The organism is Bacillus sp. MHSD_36, from assembly GCF_030757775.1.
GTDB lineage: Bacteria > Bacillota > Bacilli > Bacillales > Bacillaceae_G > Bacillus_A.
Genome location: NZ_JAVBIS010000003.1, coordinates 534,582 through 554,765, shown reverse-complemented (window position 1 = coordinate 554,765; position 20,184 = coordinate 534,582). Strand labels below are relative to the sequence as shown.

The window sequence follows — 20,184 nt, the reverse complement described above, 5'->3', positions numbered from 1 at the left end:
CTCATTTATAAAATCTCTATTATTTCCGATTCCTTTTTAAAGTATAAGCACTAATTCAATGTGAATTAACGCTTCTTTATATCCATTTAAACATATTGTTTCCATATTTTGAAACAATAGTGTGAAGTGTTATATATTGATAAATTGTTTCTAATTCATTTTACTATATAGTTATTACCACCTTTACTATTCCGATATATTGAAACTACATTTTCAACTTATTCATTACATGATAGAAGGAATGTAACTCTCTTCTATCGAATTTTTATATAACGAAAATGATTAGGTGGTGCTTTACTATGAAATTAGCTGTCATTGGTGGCGGTGATTTACAAGATTCAAATCACTCGCCTATTAATGAGCGACTTATAGAATTAACAAATAAACAATATCCAAAAGTATTATTCATTCCTACAGCTAGTCGTGATGATGAAAGCTATATAAAATTATTTTTAGACACGTTTGAAAAGCAATTACACTGTGAAGTACAAATTTTACGTACTATAACCGATACACCTTCTAAATATGAAATAGACGAAATGATTCAATCAGCTGATTTAATTTATCTCGGTGGCGGGAACTATATTCATATGCTTACAGAATGGAAAGAACATAAACTAGATGAGAAATTATTATGTGCCTTGCAGCAAGGAACACTCATTGCAGGGTATAGCGCCGGTGCTATGTGCTGGTTCACTTCTAGCATTCGATCAGATTATGAAGGCTCTGGTTATATAGAGAGGAACGGCTGGGGGATTGTGAACAAAAGATTTTGTCCACATTATAATCAATTAAATAGAATGAATGCCTTCCATTCCTTTTTACAAAACCATCAAGGTAATATAGAAGGAATTGCACTAGAGGATAATTGTGCTCTATATATTACAGAAGAATCTTTTGAAATCATCGGTGAACCTGAAAAAGCGTGGGAATTTTATATGAATGATAACAAACTTATTAGACAACATTTTGATATTACTTTAAAAAGCTATTTATAAACTTACACTTACAAAAATGTCCCTAAGTATAATAACTTAGGGACATTTTCATGATTTAACTCACTAATCGTGTAATACGTTTCTTCTGCCATGAAAGCTTATAATATGCATACTGTAAAATTAAGCTGACAATAAACGCTGCTGGGTATCCAATCCATATCCCTTCTATGCCAAGACTCGTATAGTAAGAAAGGTAATACGCTACAGGTACTTCAACAAGCCAAATTGATACGACGCCAATAACAGTTGGCCATAATACTGTACCGCTTGCTCGCATTGTCGCACTAATAATTTGCGCATGACCGAAAATTAAATAACTCCATAATGTGATCATAATGAGGCTGTGAGCAATTTCAATAGTAGTTTGACTCGTTAAAAATAGTGCTAGAATGTCTCTTGAGAATAAGTAAATAAGAGAGATTAGCACACCACCGATGACGTAGTTCATAATAATTCCGGCCTTCACAACTTTCTGCAATCGATTAAATTGGTTTGCACCAATTGATTGCGCTGCAAAAATAGAAACGGTAATACCAAGGCTAACGGCTGGCATTTGTACATAACTTGCAACCTGATTCACGACACCATATGCTGCTGTTGCATCCGAACCGTAACGGTTTACAAACGCGATTACTGCAATTTCAGATAAGGAAACTAATATCATATTAATACTCGCTGGAATTCCGAGTCGTAGCAACAGCTTTAATAACTCCCCATCCATGCGAAGATATTTCCTTACTGTACTATCTAATTGTAGCGGGTGATTTTTCTTCTTTAAATACACTAACATGACAATAAACGTAATAACTGTAGAAATAACAGAAGCATAGGCTGCTCCATACACATCTAATTTCGGAGCTCCTAACCATCCAAAAATAAGAATTGGTAATAAGATCATATTTAGCGCTGTACTTACAATTAAAAAGTAAAATGGCGTTTTAGAATCTCCTATACCTCTCATAAACGTTGTGTATGCAAAATATAAAAATAAGACTGGCATCGATATAAATAAAATACGCGCATAATGAACACTTATATCAATAATATTTTCTGGCGTTCCCATAAGGCGCATAATATCCATCGCAAAAATACTACCTATTATCGCCAACACAACTCCAATAATAAAGGTAAATGTCAGTGTCGTACCAACGATCGCTTTTAAACGATCTTCGTTTTTAGCGCCAAACGCCTGACCAATTAAAATCGAACTACCTGAACCAATACCAATTACAAATGAAACAAGTAAGAAAAATAGCGGGAAGAATGCTGATATGGCTGCTAAATCATTAACTCCAAGCCATCTTCCTACTACTACCATACCGAATAATTGTCCAATTGATTGTAATACATTACTTAATAGTAACGGTACTAAAAACATGGACATCGATTTCCAAATCGGTTTACTCTCACTTTCTAGCTTTTGTGACTCCGCACCTTCTTTATTGTTATCTGTAGGTGGTTTCAAATTTCATTTCTCCTTTTATTAAAAATCTGTTTTTAACTTCTATCTCTTTGTATATTTGTTATAATAATGTGCTTCTATTCATTTCCTTTTCCATATTATTATAACTTCACCCAATATTGACTTCCATCAGCTGTTCTATCTAAAAATCCATATTCGATTAAATATCTTCTTAAAGTTACAAAATCTGGGTAAATACTTTCTATAATTGTATTTACTTCTTTTTCAGTGTACTTTTTATTACTATCAAACTTCGTCACTAAATGGCGTAATATAATTAATTTACGCTTTTGCTTTTTCGGAAATTTAGAAAGTGGTCCATCTAATCCTTCTGTAAAATGCGCTTTTAATACTTCATCATTTTCTTCTTCCGTAATATTGTAGCGATCATCTACCATCGTTGCGGTTCTATGAATCGGTACAAATTTCGTTTGTACTTTTGCTTTTGCCTCTGAAAGTTCCATTAATGCTAAAAACACTTTTGCTTGCTTCATTTTCTCACGAAGTGTAAATCGATGATTTCGAATGGTTGAAGTACTTCCGCCATCCATCTCTTTTACAATCTCTTTATCATTCAGCCCCATATGGAAAAACTCAACCATTTTCTTTTGCAAATCAGTTAAACCAGTGTACTTCTTATCAAGGTTTAATAAATAATCAAACATAGATGTATGTTCATTTTGCACATGCAATTGAACAAACTTCTCTGCTTCATACAAAACTTGATTATTTTGATAAATTACACCCTTAATAAACGCTTCTCCACAAGCTAAACAAATATACTCCTCTGCTTCCGCTTCAAATACATACCCTTTCTTCAATTGCTCAACCGAAGCATCCCAAAACTTCTCTGAAATATCACTCACACTAAACACTCCTTCAAAATGTTTATTTTAAAACAAACAAATCCCAATATTGTTTATTACCACTTCATCATCTTAACACAGTCAAAACAAACATTTCAACGTTTCGTTTGCCTATTTTATAAACTTTTATAAAAACATCTATTAAATAATCTTATAAAAGGACTTAAAGCAATGAAAAGCGAATGTATTTAATACATGAATTAAAGATAGGATGTGAAACAAAACATGATTATTCTGCAAGATCCTTGGTTTACTGTTAAACAAATCGCCCGGAATACTTATGCGATTAGTGAATATGGACATTTCCTTATTTGAGTGATAACAACCTCGTTCAACACGGAACTGGTATTCACTCATTCCAAAACTTCAGTATTCAATTTTGACTACAAAAAAGGTATTTCCGTATATGGAAATACCTTTTATTCATTATATATTCTATTTATAACCTCGACTAAAGCCTTACTTACCTGTACAAATATATGCTTTCGGTTTCCATCCTCAACAAATTTACTAGCACAACTACCCATAACCATCATACAACTAATTATGACTAGCGCTAACTTTCTATTCTTGTAAGTCACTCCATACCTCTCCACTATTACAAAATTCCATTTAAATTGATCCCATCAGGACATTTTACATGAATAATAAAACGTATGAATATGCAATTCTGCATATTCATACGTTTTATTACGATGTTGTGATTTAATTTAGTTAGAGTACACGGAAACCGAGGTGACTAACTTGAAATTCAAAGCGAAAAAGAATCCATTTCACGTCATTTTTATTACATTATTTATCACTATTTTTCTCTTTTCGCTATTCTTCCAAAATGAAAAGTCTATTTTTTTCACTCTCATGATGCTATTAAATATCGTGAATCTTTCTTCATTCTATTTCTCTCACTACAACGTAACGGAATCATCTCTTGTCGTAAAACATGGTTTCATACTGCATACTGAAATTCCATTTGAAGATATTCGCCACATTAAATACTCTGGTAAAAAACTTCATTCAAAAAAATGGACTAGACAGCAATTAGAAATCCATTATAATTTATTCGACTCTGTGACAACTTTCGTGCCACAAGAAGAAGAAAAATTCATTGCACTTTTAAAAGAAAACTGCCCACATATGAAAATATTGAATATGCCTGCTAACAAATAATATACTTTTTGCACTTGCAGTAATACAAGTAAATATCAAAACGCCAAGATTCTAAACTAAGAATCTTGGCGTTTTTATTACTCTTTCGGAGCGATCATTTTTTTCGGATCTACAATTTCATCAAATTGTTCTTCTGTTAGTAGTCCAGATTGCAATGCTGCTTCTTTTAAAGTTAAACCTTCTTTATGAGCATGCTTCGCAATTTTCGCGGCATTTTCATATCCGATATGCGGATTTAATGCTGTAACAAGCATTAATGAACGATTCACATTCTCTTTAATTACTTTTTCATCTGCTTCAATACCAACTGCACAATTATCATTAAATGAAACAATTGCATCTGCTAATAAGTGAGCGGATTGTAAGAAATTATACGCAATAACTGGTTTAAATACGTTTAACTCAAAATTACCTTGGCTCGCAGCAAATCCAATTGTTGCATCATTTCCCATTACTTGCGCTACAACCATCGTTAACGCTTCACTTTGCGTTGGATTTACTTTACCTGGCATAATAGAGCTTCCTGGCTCATTTGCTGGAATAATAATTTCTCCTAGACCACTACGTGGACCACTTGCCAACCAGCGCACATCGTTAGCGATCTTCATTAAATCAGCTGCTAATGCTTTTAATGCACCATGCGTATATACAACTTCATCATGGCTCGTTAATGCGTGGAACTTATTTGGTGCTGAAATAAATTGCTTACCTGTAAATTGGCTAATTTCCTCTGATACCATCTCACCAAATTTAGGGTGAGCATTAATACCTGTTCCAACTGCAGTACCACCAATTGCAAGCTCTTTCATATATGTATTGCTCTCTGCAATCATACGCTCTGTTTTTTCAAGCATACGGTGCCATCCGCTAATTTCTTGCCCTAATGTTAACGGTGTCGCATCTTGTAAATGTGTACGACCAATTTTTATAATATGTTCAAATGCAGTTACTTTTTCTGCTAACGTTTCTTTTAATTTCGTAATTGCTGGTAATACGTGATTTTCCACTGCAATTACACATGCTACATGAAGCGCCGTTGGAAATGTATCATTTGAACTTTGAGACATGTTCACATCATCATTCGGATGAATATGTACGTCAGACCCCTTCTCTTTCAAAATTTGATTCCCACGATTTGCAATTACTTCATTCACATTCATGTTTGACTGTGTACCACTACCCGTTTGCCATACAACAAGCGGAAAATGTTCATTCCATTTTCCTGCAATGACTTCGTCAACTGCTGCCACAATTGCTTCTGCTTTTTCTTCTGATAGCTTTCCTAATTTTTGATTGGTAAGTGCTGCACTCTTCTTTAAAATTGCAAATGCTTTTACAATTTCAAGTGGCATTTGCTCTGTTCCAATCGGGAAGTTTTCTTTACTACGTTGTGTTTGTGCTGCCCATAATTTATCAGCTGGAACTTTTATTTCTCCTAATGTATCTCTTTCAATTCTGTACTCCATTTTTTCATCCCCTTGAAAATAAAATACCTACATCTCTTATAATAACAGACTTTCTTTTAAATGATAAGAATTCTCACTCGCATATATAAAAAAAATACCTTCTGTCATCGCAGAAGGTATTTTTTTATGATGCTTGCTTTCCTTTATCGGCGTCATCTACATACCAGATGAATTTGCCTGTATATCCGTAAATAACTGCTAAAATTAACGATACGAAGCTTAACCACATAAACGGAACGTATGAGAACGTTGCTACTCCTAAAATACCAGCCATAAAAATACCATTATCAGACCATGGAACCATACCTGAAGTTAACGTTCCACCTACTTCTGAGTTACGTGCTAATACACGTCGGTCTATTTTTAATTTATCATAGCTATCTTCCATAATTTTCGGTGTTAAAATTAGTGATACGTACATCGCACAACCAAATATATTGGCTAAGAATGCTACGATTAATGTAGACAATGTTACATTACCCGCAGAATTTAATTTCTTCTCAAATTTTGATACGATTACTTTTAAAACGCCTAGTTTTTCAAGCAATCCACCAAAGCCTAAACCGAAAATAATAACGGCTACTGAGCCAAGCATACCATTAATTCCACCACGGTTTAATAACTTATCAACAAACTCAACACCAGATTGGATTGAGAATCCGTTATACGCTGTTCCAATCGCCTCTCCAAAGTTCATCCCTTGGAAAAGAGTTGCCCAAATTGCACCAATTAAAGCTCCCATTGCAATTGTTGGCATAGACGGTTTCTTCATCGCTAATAATGCGATAACAATGACCGCCGGAACAAGCATCCATATTTTAATATCAAATTCCTTTAATAAAGCTTCTTTTAAAAACTCTACTCGGTTTAAATCTACATTATCGCCGCCATACATCCAACCAGCTACAGTAAACATAATGCTAGTAATAATGTAAGCCGGAACATCTAATACGAGCATAGCTCGAACGTGAGCAATAACATCTACTTTCGCCATAGAAGCTGCAAGAACTGTACTATCAGAAAGTGGTGATAATTTGTCGCCGAAATAAGCTCCTGAAAGAACTGCACCAGCAACAAGCGGAAGTGGTAATCCAAGTCCCTCACCAATTGCCATCATGGCAATACCTGCTGTTCCAACTGTTCCCCATGATGTTCCTGTCGCAATAGAAGTGATCGAACAAATAATTAATGTTGCTAATAAGAATATGCTAGGGTGAATAAACTCTAATCCATAATAGATTAATGTTGGTACTACGCCACCAGCAATCCATGTTCCAATTAAAGCACCTACTGCAACTAAAATCAGTATTGCTTCTAATCCGTTAGAAATCCCTTTCGTAATTGCATCTTGCAATTCTTGATAACGAAATCCTAATCTTAATCCAAGCGCAATTACTAAAAACCATGAAATAAATAGCGCTAATTGAATTGGGAGATCAAAAATCGTTTGGAAGGAAAAGACAACAGCAAGAAATAGTAATAAAAGAACTATGATTTCTAGCATCGATGGTAATCTTACACTTTTCATTTTTTTCTCTCCTTACAAGTCGATAACATGACGTGTGTCGTCTTACATGTATGTAATATACAATTAGCGAAGACAAAACAAAATTTTCATATTATTTCGATTTATTTTTCCAGTATAATATAACACTTTTCTATTGTAAAAGTAGATGTTACTTTTCGCAATGGAAAATATAAAAAATGTTACATTTTTATATAGAACAATCAAAAATAACTTTTTTAATATTTGCCACCATAAAACTTTTTACTATTATGCTCACCGTTTTAAGGACTATCATTATTCCGCACATAAAAAAGCACACATCATTCAAATGATGCATGCTCCACTTTTATTTATACATATCTTGTATTTCTTCTTTATTTTTAAGGATTTCCACAAACTTATCGCTACAACCTTTCGGAAATAATACTCCAAGACCATATGAATGCTGGAACTGAAAATGAGGGTACTTCTCCTTGACCTCATCCCAAAATTTATACACGCCGAAGTTTCGATCTTTCACCTCAATATCGTGAAATAACACGATACCGTTATTCGCAAGTTTCGGTAACCATGTTTTATAATCATGAGAAACTGCTTCATACGTATGATAGCCATCAATATGCAACAAATTTATCGTTCCATCTTGGAATTGATCAACAGCCTCATCAAAAGTAGATCGAATTAAATTACCTATATTGGGATAGCTCATTTTCACCACTTTATCTACGATTTGGAAAACACCTTCTCCATATGGACCTGTATGCCCGTCTCCAGTCCAAGTATCTACAGCAAAACATTTTGTAGCTAATCCCCCATCCTTTACCCCTTGACAAAAACTGAAAAAAGAAGCGCCTAGATGTGTACCTAGCTCAACTAATATTTCTGGTTTTTCAAATCTTACTAAATCGTATGCGAACTCCAAATGCCCAAGCCACGCAGTATTCGCACGAATAAATGGACTAAAATTATCAAATTCAAATGTTGGTTTATGAGTAACCCAGTTCATCTCGTATCTCCTTCTACACATATTTTTAACAAACCAAATTACTCTTATCTTTATTTTTTTATCGTCATGATTATGATTCTATTTCATGAAAATATGAAGAATTAATTCTTTTTTATTGCGGTAAAGCATCATATACATATGGGTCTGTTGGCTTATTAAGTTTCTCCACTTTACTTATTTTCACAAGTGGAAATAGCGTTCTTTTATATGTCGTTTTATCTAATATCCCTGTTACTTTCACCCATGTTTCTTCTGGGAATTTTTCAACGTTTTGCCCCGTAACAATCATCCCCCAGACTGATGCATCTGCAATGCAACAAGTTATGCCATATCGAGCCACCACTGCTTTATTCCCTGTCACATCTTTATCCTTATATATGAACCCTGCGAATGTAATTTCTTTCCCTTTAAACCCATTAACATCTTGACCAATTATATTCATTGTTTGAACATAGTCCTTATCCTCTACTTGTATTTTACGCTCCCTTAACATATTTTGTGTTAATTGTTCTTCCACTTGTTCAGTCACTTTTAAATTCGAAGTTTCATCTTGTTCTTTCCAATCAGAATTTGCCCGTATTCCCTCTTTTTCGTTCTTTTCCATACTTCTCGCCTGTACACTTTGATTCATACCCCTTTTTCCCGCTAAACTTCCGTCAATTGATACACTTCCAAATAAAAAAGCACTAATAATTGGAACAACAAATAAAACATATACAAAGAAATTTTTCATCCCCGATTTTAATACCGTACGATACTTACAACAATTACAATTATCCTGTTTTTCACTCCCTTCTCTCCAAACTTGTAAAGAACCAAGAAGAAAAATCACTACAAAAGCTATATACGTAAACTTAATCATTTTTGGAGCGATAAAATTATATATGTTTCCTGTTACAAGTAATTTAAATAAGAGCATTGCTAAACTAATTAAAATAATGCCACGGATATAGCGATGATATGCCTTCTGCTCCTCTTTCTCCATTGTTTCTCACCTCCTATAACATTGTAATTTGCACGATTGTGTACACCGATAAAATAATAATTCCAATCAAAAAGAATACAAATTTCTTTTGAAAATATGCAAATAGCATGAACGTATTTTTCATATCAAGCATAGGCCCAAACACAAGAAATGCGAGAAGCGCCTTTACCGAAAAAATATGTCCAAAAGATGCGGCTATAAACGCATCCGCTGCAGAGCAAATTGATAAAACATAACCAAATCCCATCATAATAATTGGGGCAATTACTTCGTTATGTGCTACTGCATCCAGTACATTTCGATCAAAAAACGTTTGAAATACACTTGCTAAAAAAGCACCCATCAATAAATACTTACCAGTATCAAAAAACTCATCTACAGTGTGATTCATAACATCTTTCAAACTCTTGTTTTTGCTTTTTTGAACGGAAACCTCTACGTCTTTTAAAACCTTTCTTTCGCGATAGTGATAATACACAATTAAGCCTATGAATAGAGCAACAAGAATTGTTATCCCAAAGCGTGCATATACAATATAATCATTTTTTTGAAACGCATATACAGTAGATAAAAGAACAACTGGATTCATAATAGGTGCACTTAGTAAAATAACAATGCCTACATGAAGTGGTAACCCCTTTTGAATGAGTCTTCTTACAATTGGTATAATGACACATTCACACATTGGAAAAAGAATTCCCACAAATACTGCCGGAATTATTGCAACAATTGGAGATTTCGGCAGTACTTTTTGAATCATATCTTCCGTCACAAACACTTGAATAAGTGAAGAAACGATTACCCCTAATAAAATAAAGGGTATTGCTTCAAAAACGATACTTAAAAACACCGTATTCACATTCAACCATTCTTGTGGCATATGTTTGTGTAAATTTGCTAGACTTGTAAAATCTAAAAAAAATAATAAAAAGAGAAAAATAGCGATAAGAGCTATGCCTGCTAATTCTTTTGAAACTCTATTAAAGACCAACCTTCTCACCTCCATTTTATTTATATGTAAACATGTGCTTGTCCAAATGCTTCATACCACAACACAAATTTTATAGTCTATTTCTATTCTTAAATCGTAATCATTATGATTTATCATTGATTTTTTCTTTTTTATCATTTAATATAAAACGTAATCATTACGATTTAAAGGAGAGATTATTTCATGAAAAAAGTACCTATCACTGTATTAAGTGGTTTTTTAGGAGCCGGAAAAACTACCTTACTACATCATATTTTAACTAATAGGAATAACTTAAAAGTAGCTGTTATCGTTAATGATATGAGCGAAGTAAACATTGATGCCTCTCTTATAAAAAAAGGTGGTTTTTCACGTACGGAGGAAAAATTAGTAGAAATTCAGAATGGCTGTATTTGTTGTACACTACGAGAAGATTTAATGATAGAAGTGAATCGTCTTGTTGAAAACGGTGATATTGACTATATAGTGATTGAATCTTCCGGTATAAGTGAGCCAATTCCAGTTGCCCAAACATTTACTTATACTGACGACGTTCTTAACATTGATTTAACGAAAAATTGTCGCCTCGATACGATGGTTACCGTTGTAGATGCAAATAGATTTTGGGATGATTTTGCAGATGGAGAAAGTTTATTAGATCGAAAACAAGCAATCGATGAAAATGATACTCGGGAAGTTATTGATTTATTAATAGATCAAATTGAGTTTGCAAATGTAATTATCCTTAATAAGATAGACCTACTAGAAAAAGAAGATGTGATAGAACTCCATCAACTGCTACAGAAATTAAATCCTAGTGCAAAAATTATTGAATCTTCATTTAGCAACGTACCACTGCAAGAAATTTTAAATACAAATTTATTCAATTATGAGGAAGCCAGTCAATCGGCTGGCTGGATACAGGAATTAAATAGTGAACATCATACACCTGAAACGGAAGAATATAGAATCAATTCCTTTGTGTACCGCCGTAAATATCCTTTCCATCCTGAACGCCTTATGAATTGGCTAGAAAAATGGCCTATAGATGTTGTAAGAGCGAAAGGCTTTTTCTGGCTCGCATCTCGTAATAATATGATAGGGCTTCTATCTCAAGCAGGTTCCTCTATTACAATTCAAGGAGCCGGTGAATGGATAGCGGCATTACCTGAAACTGAAAGAAATCAAATTATTATAGAAGAACCCGAAGTATTGAAAAACTGGGACGAGCGATATGGAGATCGAATAACTGAGCTCGTATTTATCGGTATTGATATGAATCGTTCTGTGATTGAACAATCATTAGATGATTGTCTATTAACAGAAAAGGAAATGAAGCAAAACTGGAATACATTTGTTGACCCTATTCCGGCTTTTACTTACACTTCATAATTCAAAATAGAAAGGCTTCTGTAAACGGAAGCCCTTTTTATTTTATCGTTCTCTTAATTAACAAACTTTCTTTAATTTGAATAAGAACTTTACATTAAGCAAGAAATTTCAGTTTATTTTTTATAAACCCTGTGATATATTGCATAATGTATTCAATATATATTTTGAACGGAGGACTAAATACCTTATGAATCCAAATCGTTTAAAAGGAATCATTATGGTTGTAATTGGTGCTTGTTTATGGGGATTGTCTGGAACAGCTGCACAACAACTTTTTCAATATGAACATGTTTCTACTGAATGGTTAGTTACAATCCGATTACTTATATCCGGCGTTATCTTACTCATTATTTCATCATTCGGAACGAGAAAAAAAGAAATATTCGGCATATGGAAACAAAGATCTGATGCTACTAAAATGATATTGTTTGGCCTATTCGGTATGCTTGCTGTACAGTACACGTACTTCGCTTCTATTAAAGAAGGAAATGCTGCCGTCGCAACATTATTACAATATTTAGCTCCTATATTTATTACTGTATACTTACTTTTCAAATGGAACGTTCGTCCATCAAAAATTGATTTCATTTCAATTGCCCTCTCATTAGTAGGAACTTTTCTCTTACTAACAAACGGGTCTGTTCATAACTTGGCAGTTTCTACACCCGCTATCGTTTGGGGAATTTTATCTGGATTATCTCTTGCTTTTTATAGTTTATATTCAAAGGGATTACTAGATAGATGGTCTTCCTCAGTTATCGTTGGATGGGGCATGATTATTGGAGGTATTGGTGTAACGATTATACACTTTATTTCTACGAAAGAATTCATTTTATTGTCAACGATGAAATATGTAAAACTAAATACCTTACCGCTTATCACATTTGTCATCATTTTTGGGACACTTATTGCATTTTATTTATACTTAGACAGCATACGATACCTAACTCCGAAAGAAACGACATTATTCGGATGTACCGAACCTCTCGCAGCTATTATTTCTTCTGTACTTATATTACATGTACCGTTTCAATCTTTTCAGTTATTAGGGGCTTTTTGTGTCATTGTAATGGTACTCATCTTAAGCCAAAAACCGGATGAAGGGAAACCCGAATTAAAGCTTGTTCATGAGAAAAAGGAAAATATACAATGAAAGGATTGAACTCACTATGCCTATCCCTCAAAATTATAAAAAACAAGGAAGAATTTCGGCAAAATCACTCGTTTTAAATCAACTACAAGATTGGATTATTGAAGGTGTACTGCAGCCTGACGAAAAAATTAATGATGGGGAATTGGCTGAAGCACTAGGAGTAAGCAGAACACCTGTAAGAGAAGCACTGCAAATATTAGAACTTTCTGGCTTGGTGGAAATGGTACCCGGGCAAAAAACAAAAATTGCTCCTATTAAATTAGACGACATTCCGATTATTTATGAGACGATGGCTGGTCTTCACTCTATTATAGGAAAGCAAGCACTTCAAAATATTACAAACGCTGATTTGAAACTACTTTCTGAAATAAATGATGATTTTCAGTGCTCTATAGAGAAGAAAAATGCAAAACAAGCGTTACAACTAGATATACAATTTCACAATACAATTTCTTCTATTGCTAAAAACCAATATATTGAACCATTTCTAGCAAATATGCAACTTCACGTTTTACGTCTTGAATACTTGTTTTTCCAAAACTTTGTTCCGGCAAGTCAATCTATTGAAGAACATCACTCAATCATTCAAGCACTGCAAAAGAAAGATGAAAAACAAATGGAACAAATGATGTCTCAAAACTGGCTCCGTCCAATGGAAGAAATATCAAAAATAATTTCTACGAAATAGTAGAGCTGGTTACACAAAATCGTAACCAGCTCACCTTTTATTAATCTATATAGCTATGCCTGAATATCTGCATAATCTTCCATATCTTCGTACTCTTTTTCCAATTCCTCTAAAGACAGCTCGTATAATTGTCGGTCGCGAATTTTAAACACACCTGCTCCAATTAACTCATCGATTAAATGCCTCTTACGATTTTCAACAGCAAAACGGAGTTGACTACTCATCTTTTAAAAAACTCCTTTCTACGATTATTGAAAATGATAATCTTTATCAATTACCACTTTTGATTATAAAAGATGACTCTTTATAAGTAAAGTAATTTCATGAAATATTTACCTTACAAAGTATTTGTGGCCACATTATATATATGTATGCCGCGCGAAAAATGTTATGACACTTTTTCTTATCCTTTTTCTTTCATACTTTGCAAGTTGTATCACTATGATTAAATTCACCATCTATCTCTACTTGAGTGGTGACATGTTCTACATGAAACTTCTCCTTTAATACATCCGTAGCCTCTTTTAGTACACTTTGCGTTTCATTACCTTTAATAATCAAATGGCAAGTTAATACTTGAAAATCAGATGTGACAGACCATATATGCAAATCATGAACTTCTTTTACAACCGTAATATTTAATAATGTACTTTTTACCTCTTCAACATTTATATGCTGCGGTGCACCCTCCATTAATATATGGACCGTATCACGTGTTACACGCCATCCACTAATAATGACTAAAATAGACACAAGAATACTAGCAATCGCATCTGCAGCAGTCCACCCGAAAAATTTAATACATAGCGCTGCAATAATTGCTCCGACTGATCCTAATAGATCGCCTAATACGTGTAAGAAAGCACTTCTTAAATTTAAATTACCCTTCACATCTCCGCCTCTCATTAATATCCAAGCTGATAAAATATTAATAAGTAGACCAAGTACAGCAATAATAAGCATCCCATTACTAGCAATCTCAACTGGCTCTTTAAAACGGCGAATTGCTTCAATAAAAATGTATACTGAAATGACTATAAGAACGACGCCGTTACATAATGCCGCTAACATTTCGATTCGCTTATACCCGTATGTTTTCGCAGCTGTTGCTGTTTTTTCTCCAAGCTTAAACGCAAGTAAACTTAACGCTAACGATACTGCATCACTTAACATATGCCCCGCGTCAGATAGAAGTGCTAAACTATTTGTTACAAATCCTCCAATTACTTCAGCAATCATAAAACTTGTCGTTAATACGAAAGCAATTAGCAACGCCTTTTTATTGTTAGAATGACCGTGATCATGTGAATGTCCCATACGAATACTCCTTTAAATACAATATCTGTATGTTAGTATGAAACAAACTCCCCATCTTTATCCCGCATTAACGCCCGATTGGTGAAAGCTCATAATCAGTGGGGATGCCACACACTGATTAAAATTTCACTTTACCCCACTTCCTCTGTATACACACTTCGCTCTTTTTCAAACAAGTCCTTTTTCTCAAATAAAAACAAGACTACTTCTTTTTTATTTTCATATTGTTTACTAAGGAAAGAATTTTTAAGGAGGGGACGAAATTGAAAAGATTATTTCTCTGTATGGAGCGTGAACTTGTTGTAGTGAAAGAACAATATGGTAACTATGAAGCAACGTATCACTTACAAAATATGCAACCTACCTGTATCGCCGTTGATCCATTCCAACAAAACCGTGTATATTGCGGAACATTTGGACGAGGTCTCTGGTTAAGTGACGATAGCGGAGATTCATGGAGACCCATTGGAGATTCTTATCGTTACTTTGATTTTCCAAAAGAAGATGGTATTTTACATTCTTCGATCACTTCCATTACGATAAGCCCTAATGAACAAGTTAACGGATATGGCGTCGTTTATGTCGGCACAGAACCGAGCGCTTTATTCCGCTCAGAAAATGGTGGCGAAACGTGGACGGAACTAAAAAATATGAAATCATTATTATCTTCTTATACGTGGGCCTTCCCGCCTAGACCTTTCACTCATCACGTACGCTGGATTACAGTGGATCCACAGAATCCAAATGCAATCCATGTTTCAATTGAAGCTGGTGCTGTTATTCAAAGTAACGATAAAGGGCATACATGGATTGATAAAAAATTCGGTGCTCCTATCGATGCTCATCAATTACTTATGCATCCTGAAGCCCCAAATCGCCTTTATGCATCATGTGGTGACGGATTTATGGGCGGACCTGATCGCGCATATCTTGAAAGTTATAACAGTGGAAACAGCTGGATTTCATGTAGTGACGGACTTGAGCATCATTACTTATACAGCATGGCTATCGATCCAGCTGATTGCGATACGATTCTCGTTTCTGCTGCGCCAAGTGCCGATCTTGCTCATCACCGTATTCCTTATGAATCTTATATTTATCGAAAAACGAAAGACACTCCGTTCCAGCAAGTACAGCAAGGACTACCATCTGCAATCGGTACAGTCATTTCGATGTTTGCTACAAATCCAGCAGAACCACATACATTTTACACTTTAAATAACAATGGCGTGTTTCAATCCAATGATAGCGGCGAATCGTGGGAACAACTAAATATTCCTTGGAAAGATGAATATAAAACGCAGCATCCTCATGCGTTACTTGTTACTAGTTCTTAAGAAGAAAAAGACTGCCTAATCGTTTTAGGCAGTCTTTCTTTTATTTCTTTAAATCAATTACGATATCATCTAAAACAATACCCTTATTGCCTCCCAGTTTTCGAGGCACGAAACTCTCCTTTACGTGTCCTCCAACTATTGTTACCGAGCCATAATTTTCAGAAGTGTGAATTCTTAAATTAACGTGAGGCGTTATTATTAGTTTGGTTGCATTCTCATTGAGTTGTTGGAATGTTTTACTCCAATTAAAATTATAAGAATCCTCACCTGAGCCTCCATTTCCTTCTCCAGAATACTGATTACCTAAATCATCACTCACTTCTAAATCGATATCCACCCCATCCCATACACCCCTTATTTCTTGAGATACTTCTTGGTTATAGTATAAAATAAACGACATTGGTGTTATTTCCATTCTCTCCATGTTTACTTTTACACCATCTTTTTCTGTACTACCTCTAATCAATTGTTCTTTATTTTCTATTCCTCTTAGATTAATATTAAAATTCCAATCTCCCTTTATCGTTTCTTCTGTTTCTAAAATGCCTATACTTTTTATACTCCATTCAATGTTCACTGTAGTTTCTTTACTACTAACTAGATCGCTACTTGTTTTTATTAAACCTGTATATTTTCTATCGGCGACTTTAGTAATTTCATTGCTTCCTGATTGGACACCTGCTCCTTTAATAGTTAAAAAATCCAATGTACTTGGATTTCCACCTAAATCTCTGTTACTTTCTATTGAATAGTTTATTGATACTGTCTTCCCATCGAAAATTGCATCATTTATCGTTATCTTAATTCCATTGCTTTCTTTTATCATATTTAGTACTATAGCGTATTGTTTATTATTATAATGAAGCTCTGTCGTCTTCTCTACGTCAGCTTTATAATTTTCATATAACCCTGTTCTACCATTATCTAAAAATCGGAATATATCACCTACAATTGGCAATCCTCCGGCATACGTAGGAAATCCAATGCCCAGTGTTGCAACTGATAATCCTACTAAAATAGATGCAGCAGCAACACCTTTTTTCCAACTTTTCATCTTTTTCTTCGTACGTATCGATTGTTTTACATTACGCTTCACTTTTTCTTTTTCAATCTCAGAAGTCTCAATTTCCTCAAGTTCCTTTTCATCTATATCAATATCATTTAATAGTTCATAAATGTCTTTCATATTGCACTACCTCCAAAACTAATATTCGTAGCATTTTGTTGTAGTTTCTTTTTTCCCCGGTACACACGATTATCGATCGCTGCCCTAGTTAACCCTAACTTGTCACCTATTTCCTCTGTCTTCATACCAAGTAAATATTTCATAATGAATACTTTTTGATCTAGCGGTTCTAATTGATTAATAAGCATCAATAATTCTTCTCTATCTTCCATAACAATTAATTCGTCTTCCGCTGACTTTTCCGTACTGATATGAAACTCATCCGAAATAATTTCTACTTTTTTAGTCGCTTTCCGGTAATAATCAATTGCTTTAAACTTCGCAATTGCCGCAATCCATTTTCTAAAGTCACTCGGCTCTCCATGAAACTTATTTGCGTTATTCCATATGGAAAGAAATATATCGTTTACACATTCCTCTATTAATCCATCATTTTGAACAGGAAGAAGAACTTTATGCGTGATTCTTTTTATGAGCGGTAAGTATGTATCGACAACAAATTCTAGCGCATCTTCTTTTTGCCGCTGTAATCTTTTTATAAAATTTTTCTCATTTGATTTCATGTAGCGATTCCCCTTATTTTTTGTAAAAGCTTTTACACCCTATATAACGTCTAAAAAAATATTTTCTCTCATCTTTTTATTATTTTTTGTATGTAATGGAATAATTCCCCTTAGCCATTGTCTCACATAACCATGCGTTTAAAGAAAATTTTCTCAAGTCTGCAATTTGATTCATGTAGTACACTATTTATATAGTCATTCTTTAACTTAGTGTACATTTTATTTCGTTAATCTACTATTTTAAATTAGGAGATGAGATGTGTATGTGTGGAATTACAGGTTGGGTAGATTGGAAGAAAGATCTTTCAAATGAACATGTTATTTTAGAAAAGATGGCAAATCGTATTCAGCATCGTGGTCCTGATGCTGAAGGATTTTGGTTTTCACCTCGTGCGGCCTTTGCACACCGACGTTTAATTGTAATTGATCCAGAAGGCGGAACACAGCCGAAGACATTTCGTGCTGGTGATTATACGTATGCTCTTACTTATAATGGAGAAATTTATAATTTCCGTGAGCTGAGGGAACAACTTCAAAAATGTGGTCATGCATTTGAAACTCATTCAGATACAGAAGTGTTACTACATGCTTATTTAGAATGGAAAGAAGACTGCGTACAACATTTAAACGGCATTTTCGCTTTCGCCTTATGGGATGATCAGAAGCAACAACTGTTTTTAGCACGTGATCATTTAGGTGTAAAACCACTCTTTTATACAGAAAGAAATAACAGTATTATTTTCGGATCTGAAATTAAAGCATTATTAGCGCATCCATCTGTCCCCACTGAAATTGATGCGGATGGCATAAATGAAATATTTGGATTAGGCTTATTTCGAACTCCAGGATGTGGCGTCTTTAAACATATTCAAGAAGTGCGTGCCGGGCATTCTATAACATTTACACGTGATAAAAAAGTAGTTACGAAGTATTGGAATTTAGAAAGTAAGGTCCATACAGATTCTATAGAAGATACATCATCACATATTTTATCTATTTTACAAGATACAGTAAAAAGACAATTAATTGCCGATGTTCCTCTCGTTTGCATGTTATCAGGAGGGTTAGATTCTAGCGGTATTACTGCACTAGCAGGTAAAGAATTTGCAGCAGAAAACAAAACACTTCATACGTATTCCGTTGACTTCGTAAATAGCGCGAAAGATTTCGAGCTGACATTTGCTCGCACTGGTTTAGACGCTCCTTGGGTAAAACGCGTTTCTGAACATGTCGGAACATCGCATCATGATATTATTGTGAATGCTGAAGAATTAGCAAATCACTTATTCGTTCCCCTCCGTGCAAAAGATTTACCGAGTGCTGGTGAAATGGAAACTTCACTATATTTACTATTTTGCGAAATGAAAAAAGATGCAACTGTAGCGTTATCTGGAGAATCTGCTGATGAAGTATTCGGTGGATATCCTTGGTTTCATCAAGAAGAATTACTGTATGTAGATAAGTTTCCTTGGCTAACAAATTGGAAAAATACTTCTCCTCTTCTACTAAATGAAGTAAGTAACCAATGTAACTTAGAAAACTATATTGATACACGATTCCAAGAAGCGATACTGGAAGTACCTACTCTTGAAGGCGAAAGTAAAAAATCCGCGAAACAACGTCAAATGTTTTATTTATTTTTAACGAGATTTCTTCCGTTCTTACTTGACCGTAAAGACCGTATGAGTATGGCTGTAGGATTTGAAGTTCGTGTACCGTTTTGCGATTATCGATTAGTTGAATATTTATGGAACATTCCTTTCGACATAAAAAGCATTGATAATATTGAAAAAGGTATTTTACGTAGAGCACTACAACCTGCTTTACCTGATGATGTACGCAATAGAAGAAAAAGTGCTTATCCAACTTCACAAGATCCACATTATTTACAAAAAATCCGTCATTTATCACTCGACATGTGCAGTAATAAAAACAATCCTATTTTCTCACTTATTAATCATTCCACACTACTTGCCATTGCCGATCAAAGTAATAAAGACATTAACAATTTTGAAGCAAGAAGTGCTATGGAATATATGCTTCAAGTAAATGAATGGTTAAAAACGTATCACATCCATATCGCTTAACAAAAAAGAGTTCAAGGACAAAAGCCCTTGAACT

At 34.3% G+C, this 20,184-nt stretch carries 18 protein-coding genes; 7 read left to right on the top strand and 11 right to left on the bottom strand.

Going from position 1 to position 20,184, the window contains the following annotated elements; genetic code table 11:
* Window positions 1-299 precede the first annotated feature (299 nt).
* A complete protein-coding gene (locus Q9B79_RS16105; protein ID WP_306185785.1) occupies window positions 300-998 on the top strand; it encodes a peptidase E in 699 nt (232 codons plus the stop codon).
* 55 nt (window positions 999-1,053) lie between these two features.
* Here the strand turns inward: Q9B79_RS16105 and Q9B79_RS16100 are convergent, their stop codons facing one another.
* Window positions 1,054-2,463 carry an MATE family efflux transporter gene (locus Q9B79_RS16100; RefSeq protein ID WP_306185783.1) on the bottom strand — a complete coding sequence of 470 codons (1,410 nt, stop codon included), beginning with the start codon at window positions 2,461-2,463 and terminating at the stop codon, window positions 1,054-1,056.
* A gap of 98 nt (window positions 2,464-2,561) precedes the next feature.
* Window positions 2,562-3,326: a DUF2087 domain-containing protein gene (locus Q9B79_RS16095; protein ID WP_306185781.1), complete on the bottom strand. Its 765-nt coding sequence runs from the start codon at window positions 3,324-3,326 to the stop codon at window positions 2,562-2,564.
* Window positions 3,327-4,070: 744 nt separating this feature from the next.
* On the opposite strand from Q9B79_RS16095, the gene Q9B79_RS16085 reads away from it, so the two are divergent.
* Entirely contained in the window at window positions 4,071-4,493 is a 423-nt protein-coding gene (locus tag Q9B79_RS16085; RefSeq protein ID WP_306185780.1) for a PH domain-containing protein, read from the top strand.
* A gap of 77 nt (window positions 4,494-4,570) precedes the next feature.
* Here Q9B79_RS16085 and fumC read toward each other — a convergent pair whose 3' ends face one another.
* The 5 genes from fumC to Q9B79_RS16060 form a co-directional block, all read right to left on the bottom strand.
* Window positions 4,571-5,959, bottom strand: coding sequence for a class II fumarate hydratase (gene fumC / locus Q9B79_RS16080; RefSeq protein WP_306185778.1), 1,389 nt, complete (start codon window positions 5,957-5,959; stop codon window positions 4,571-4,573).
* Between the two features lie 124 nt (window positions 5,960-6,083).
* The gene (gene nhaC, locus Q9B79_RS16075) at window positions 6,084-7,487 is read right to left on the bottom strand and encodes a Na+/H+ antiporter NhaC (RefSeq protein WP_088095914.1); all 1,404 of its coding nucleotides are present in this window, start codon (window positions 7,485-7,487) and stop codon (window positions 6,084-6,086) included.
* A 325-nt stretch (window positions 7,488-7,812) separates the two neighbouring features.
* On the bottom strand, window positions 7,813-8,472 hold the full coding sequence (locus Q9B79_RS16070) for a class I SAM-dependent methyltransferase (protein ID WP_140969231.1): 660 nt from the start codon (window positions 8,470-8,472) through the stop codon (window positions 7,813-7,815).
* A gap of 112 nt (window positions 8,473-8,584) precedes the next feature.
* Complete coding sequence (locus tag Q9B79_RS16065; RefSeq protein WP_306185774.1) at window positions 8,585-9,457, bottom strand: TIGR03943 family putative permease subunit; 873 nt, start codon at window positions 9,455-9,457, stop codon at window positions 8,585-8,587.
* A gap of 13 nt (window positions 9,458-9,470) precedes the next feature.
* The gene (locus Q9B79_RS16060) at window positions 9,471-10,463 is read right to left on the bottom strand and encodes a permease (protein ID WP_306185773.1); all 993 of its coding nucleotides are present in this window, start codon (window positions 10,461-10,463) and stop codon (window positions 9,471-9,473) included.
* A gap of 168 nt (window positions 10,464-10,631) precedes the next feature.
* On the opposite strand from Q9B79_RS16060, the gene Q9B79_RS16055 reads away from it, so the two are divergent.
* From Q9B79_RS16055 to Q9B79_RS16045, 3 genes are all read left to right on the top strand, one after another.
* Window positions 10,632-11,819: a GTP-binding protein gene (locus Q9B79_RS16055; RefSeq protein WP_306185771.1), complete on the top strand. Its 1,188-nt coding sequence runs from the start codon at window positions 10,632-10,634 to the stop codon at window positions 11,817-11,819.
* A gap of 187 nt (window positions 11,820-12,006) precedes the next feature.
* Window positions 12,007-12,972: a DMT family transporter gene (locus Q9B79_RS16050; protein ID WP_306185768.1), complete on the top strand. Its 966-nt coding sequence runs from the start codon at window positions 12,007-12,009 to the stop codon at window positions 12,970-12,972.
* A 16-nt stretch (window positions 12,973-12,988) separates the two neighbouring features.
* Window positions 12,989-13,660 carry a GntR family transcriptional regulator gene (locus Q9B79_RS16045; RefSeq protein WP_306185766.1) on the top strand — a complete coding sequence of 224 codons (672 nt, stop codon included), beginning with the start codon at window positions 12,989-12,991 and terminating at the stop codon, window positions 13,658-13,660.
* A 53-nt stretch (window positions 13,661-13,713) separates the two neighbouring features.
* Here the strand turns inward: Q9B79_RS16045 and fbpA are convergent, their stop codons facing one another.
* Both fbpA and Q9B79_RS16035 read right to left on the bottom strand, forming a co-directional pair.
* Entirely contained in the window at window positions 13,714-13,884 is a 171-nt protein-coding gene (gene fbpA, locus Q9B79_RS16040) for a Fur-regulated basic protein FbpA (protein ID WP_000098301.1), read from the bottom strand.
* A gap of 193 nt (window positions 13,885-14,077) precedes the next feature.
* Complete coding sequence (locus Q9B79_RS16035) at window positions 14,078-14,977, bottom strand: cation diffusion facilitator family transporter (protein ID WP_306185765.1); 900 nt, start codon at window positions 14,975-14,977, stop codon at window positions 14,078-14,080.
* Window positions 14,978-15,240: 263 nt separating this feature from the next.
* On the opposite strand from Q9B79_RS16035, the gene Q9B79_RS16030 reads away from it, so the two are divergent.
* Entirely contained in the window at window positions 15,241-16,314 is a 1,074-nt protein-coding gene (locus Q9B79_RS16030) for a beta propeller repeat protein (protein ID WP_306185764.1), read from the top strand.
* A 40-nt stretch (window positions 16,315-16,354) separates the two neighbouring features.
* On the opposite strand, the gene Q9B79_RS16025 is transcribed toward Q9B79_RS16030, so the two are convergent.
* Both Q9B79_RS16025 and Q9B79_RS16020 read right to left on the bottom strand, forming a co-directional pair.
* A complete protein-coding gene (locus Q9B79_RS16025) occupies window positions 16,355-17,500 on the bottom strand; it encodes a DUF4179 domain-containing protein (protein ID WP_306185762.1) in 1,146 nt (381 codons plus the stop codon).
* Window positions 17,497-18,063, bottom strand: coding sequence for a sigma-70 family RNA polymerase sigma factor (locus Q9B79_RS16020; RefSeq protein WP_306185759.1), 567 nt, complete (start codon window positions 18,061-18,063; stop codon window positions 17,497-17,499). Before Q9B79_RS16020 ends, Q9B79_RS16025 begins: the two co-directional genes overlap by 4 nt.
* 263 nt (window positions 18,064-18,326) lie before the next feature.
* On the opposite strand from Q9B79_RS16020, the gene asnB reads away from it, so the two are divergent.
* Complete coding sequence (gene asnB, locus Q9B79_RS16015) at window positions 18,327-20,150, top strand: asparagine synthase (glutamine-hydrolyzing) (protein ID WP_306185756.1); 1,824 nt, start codon at window positions 18,327-18,329, stop codon at window positions 20,148-20,150.
* Window positions 20,151-20,184 lie beyond the last annotated feature (34 nt).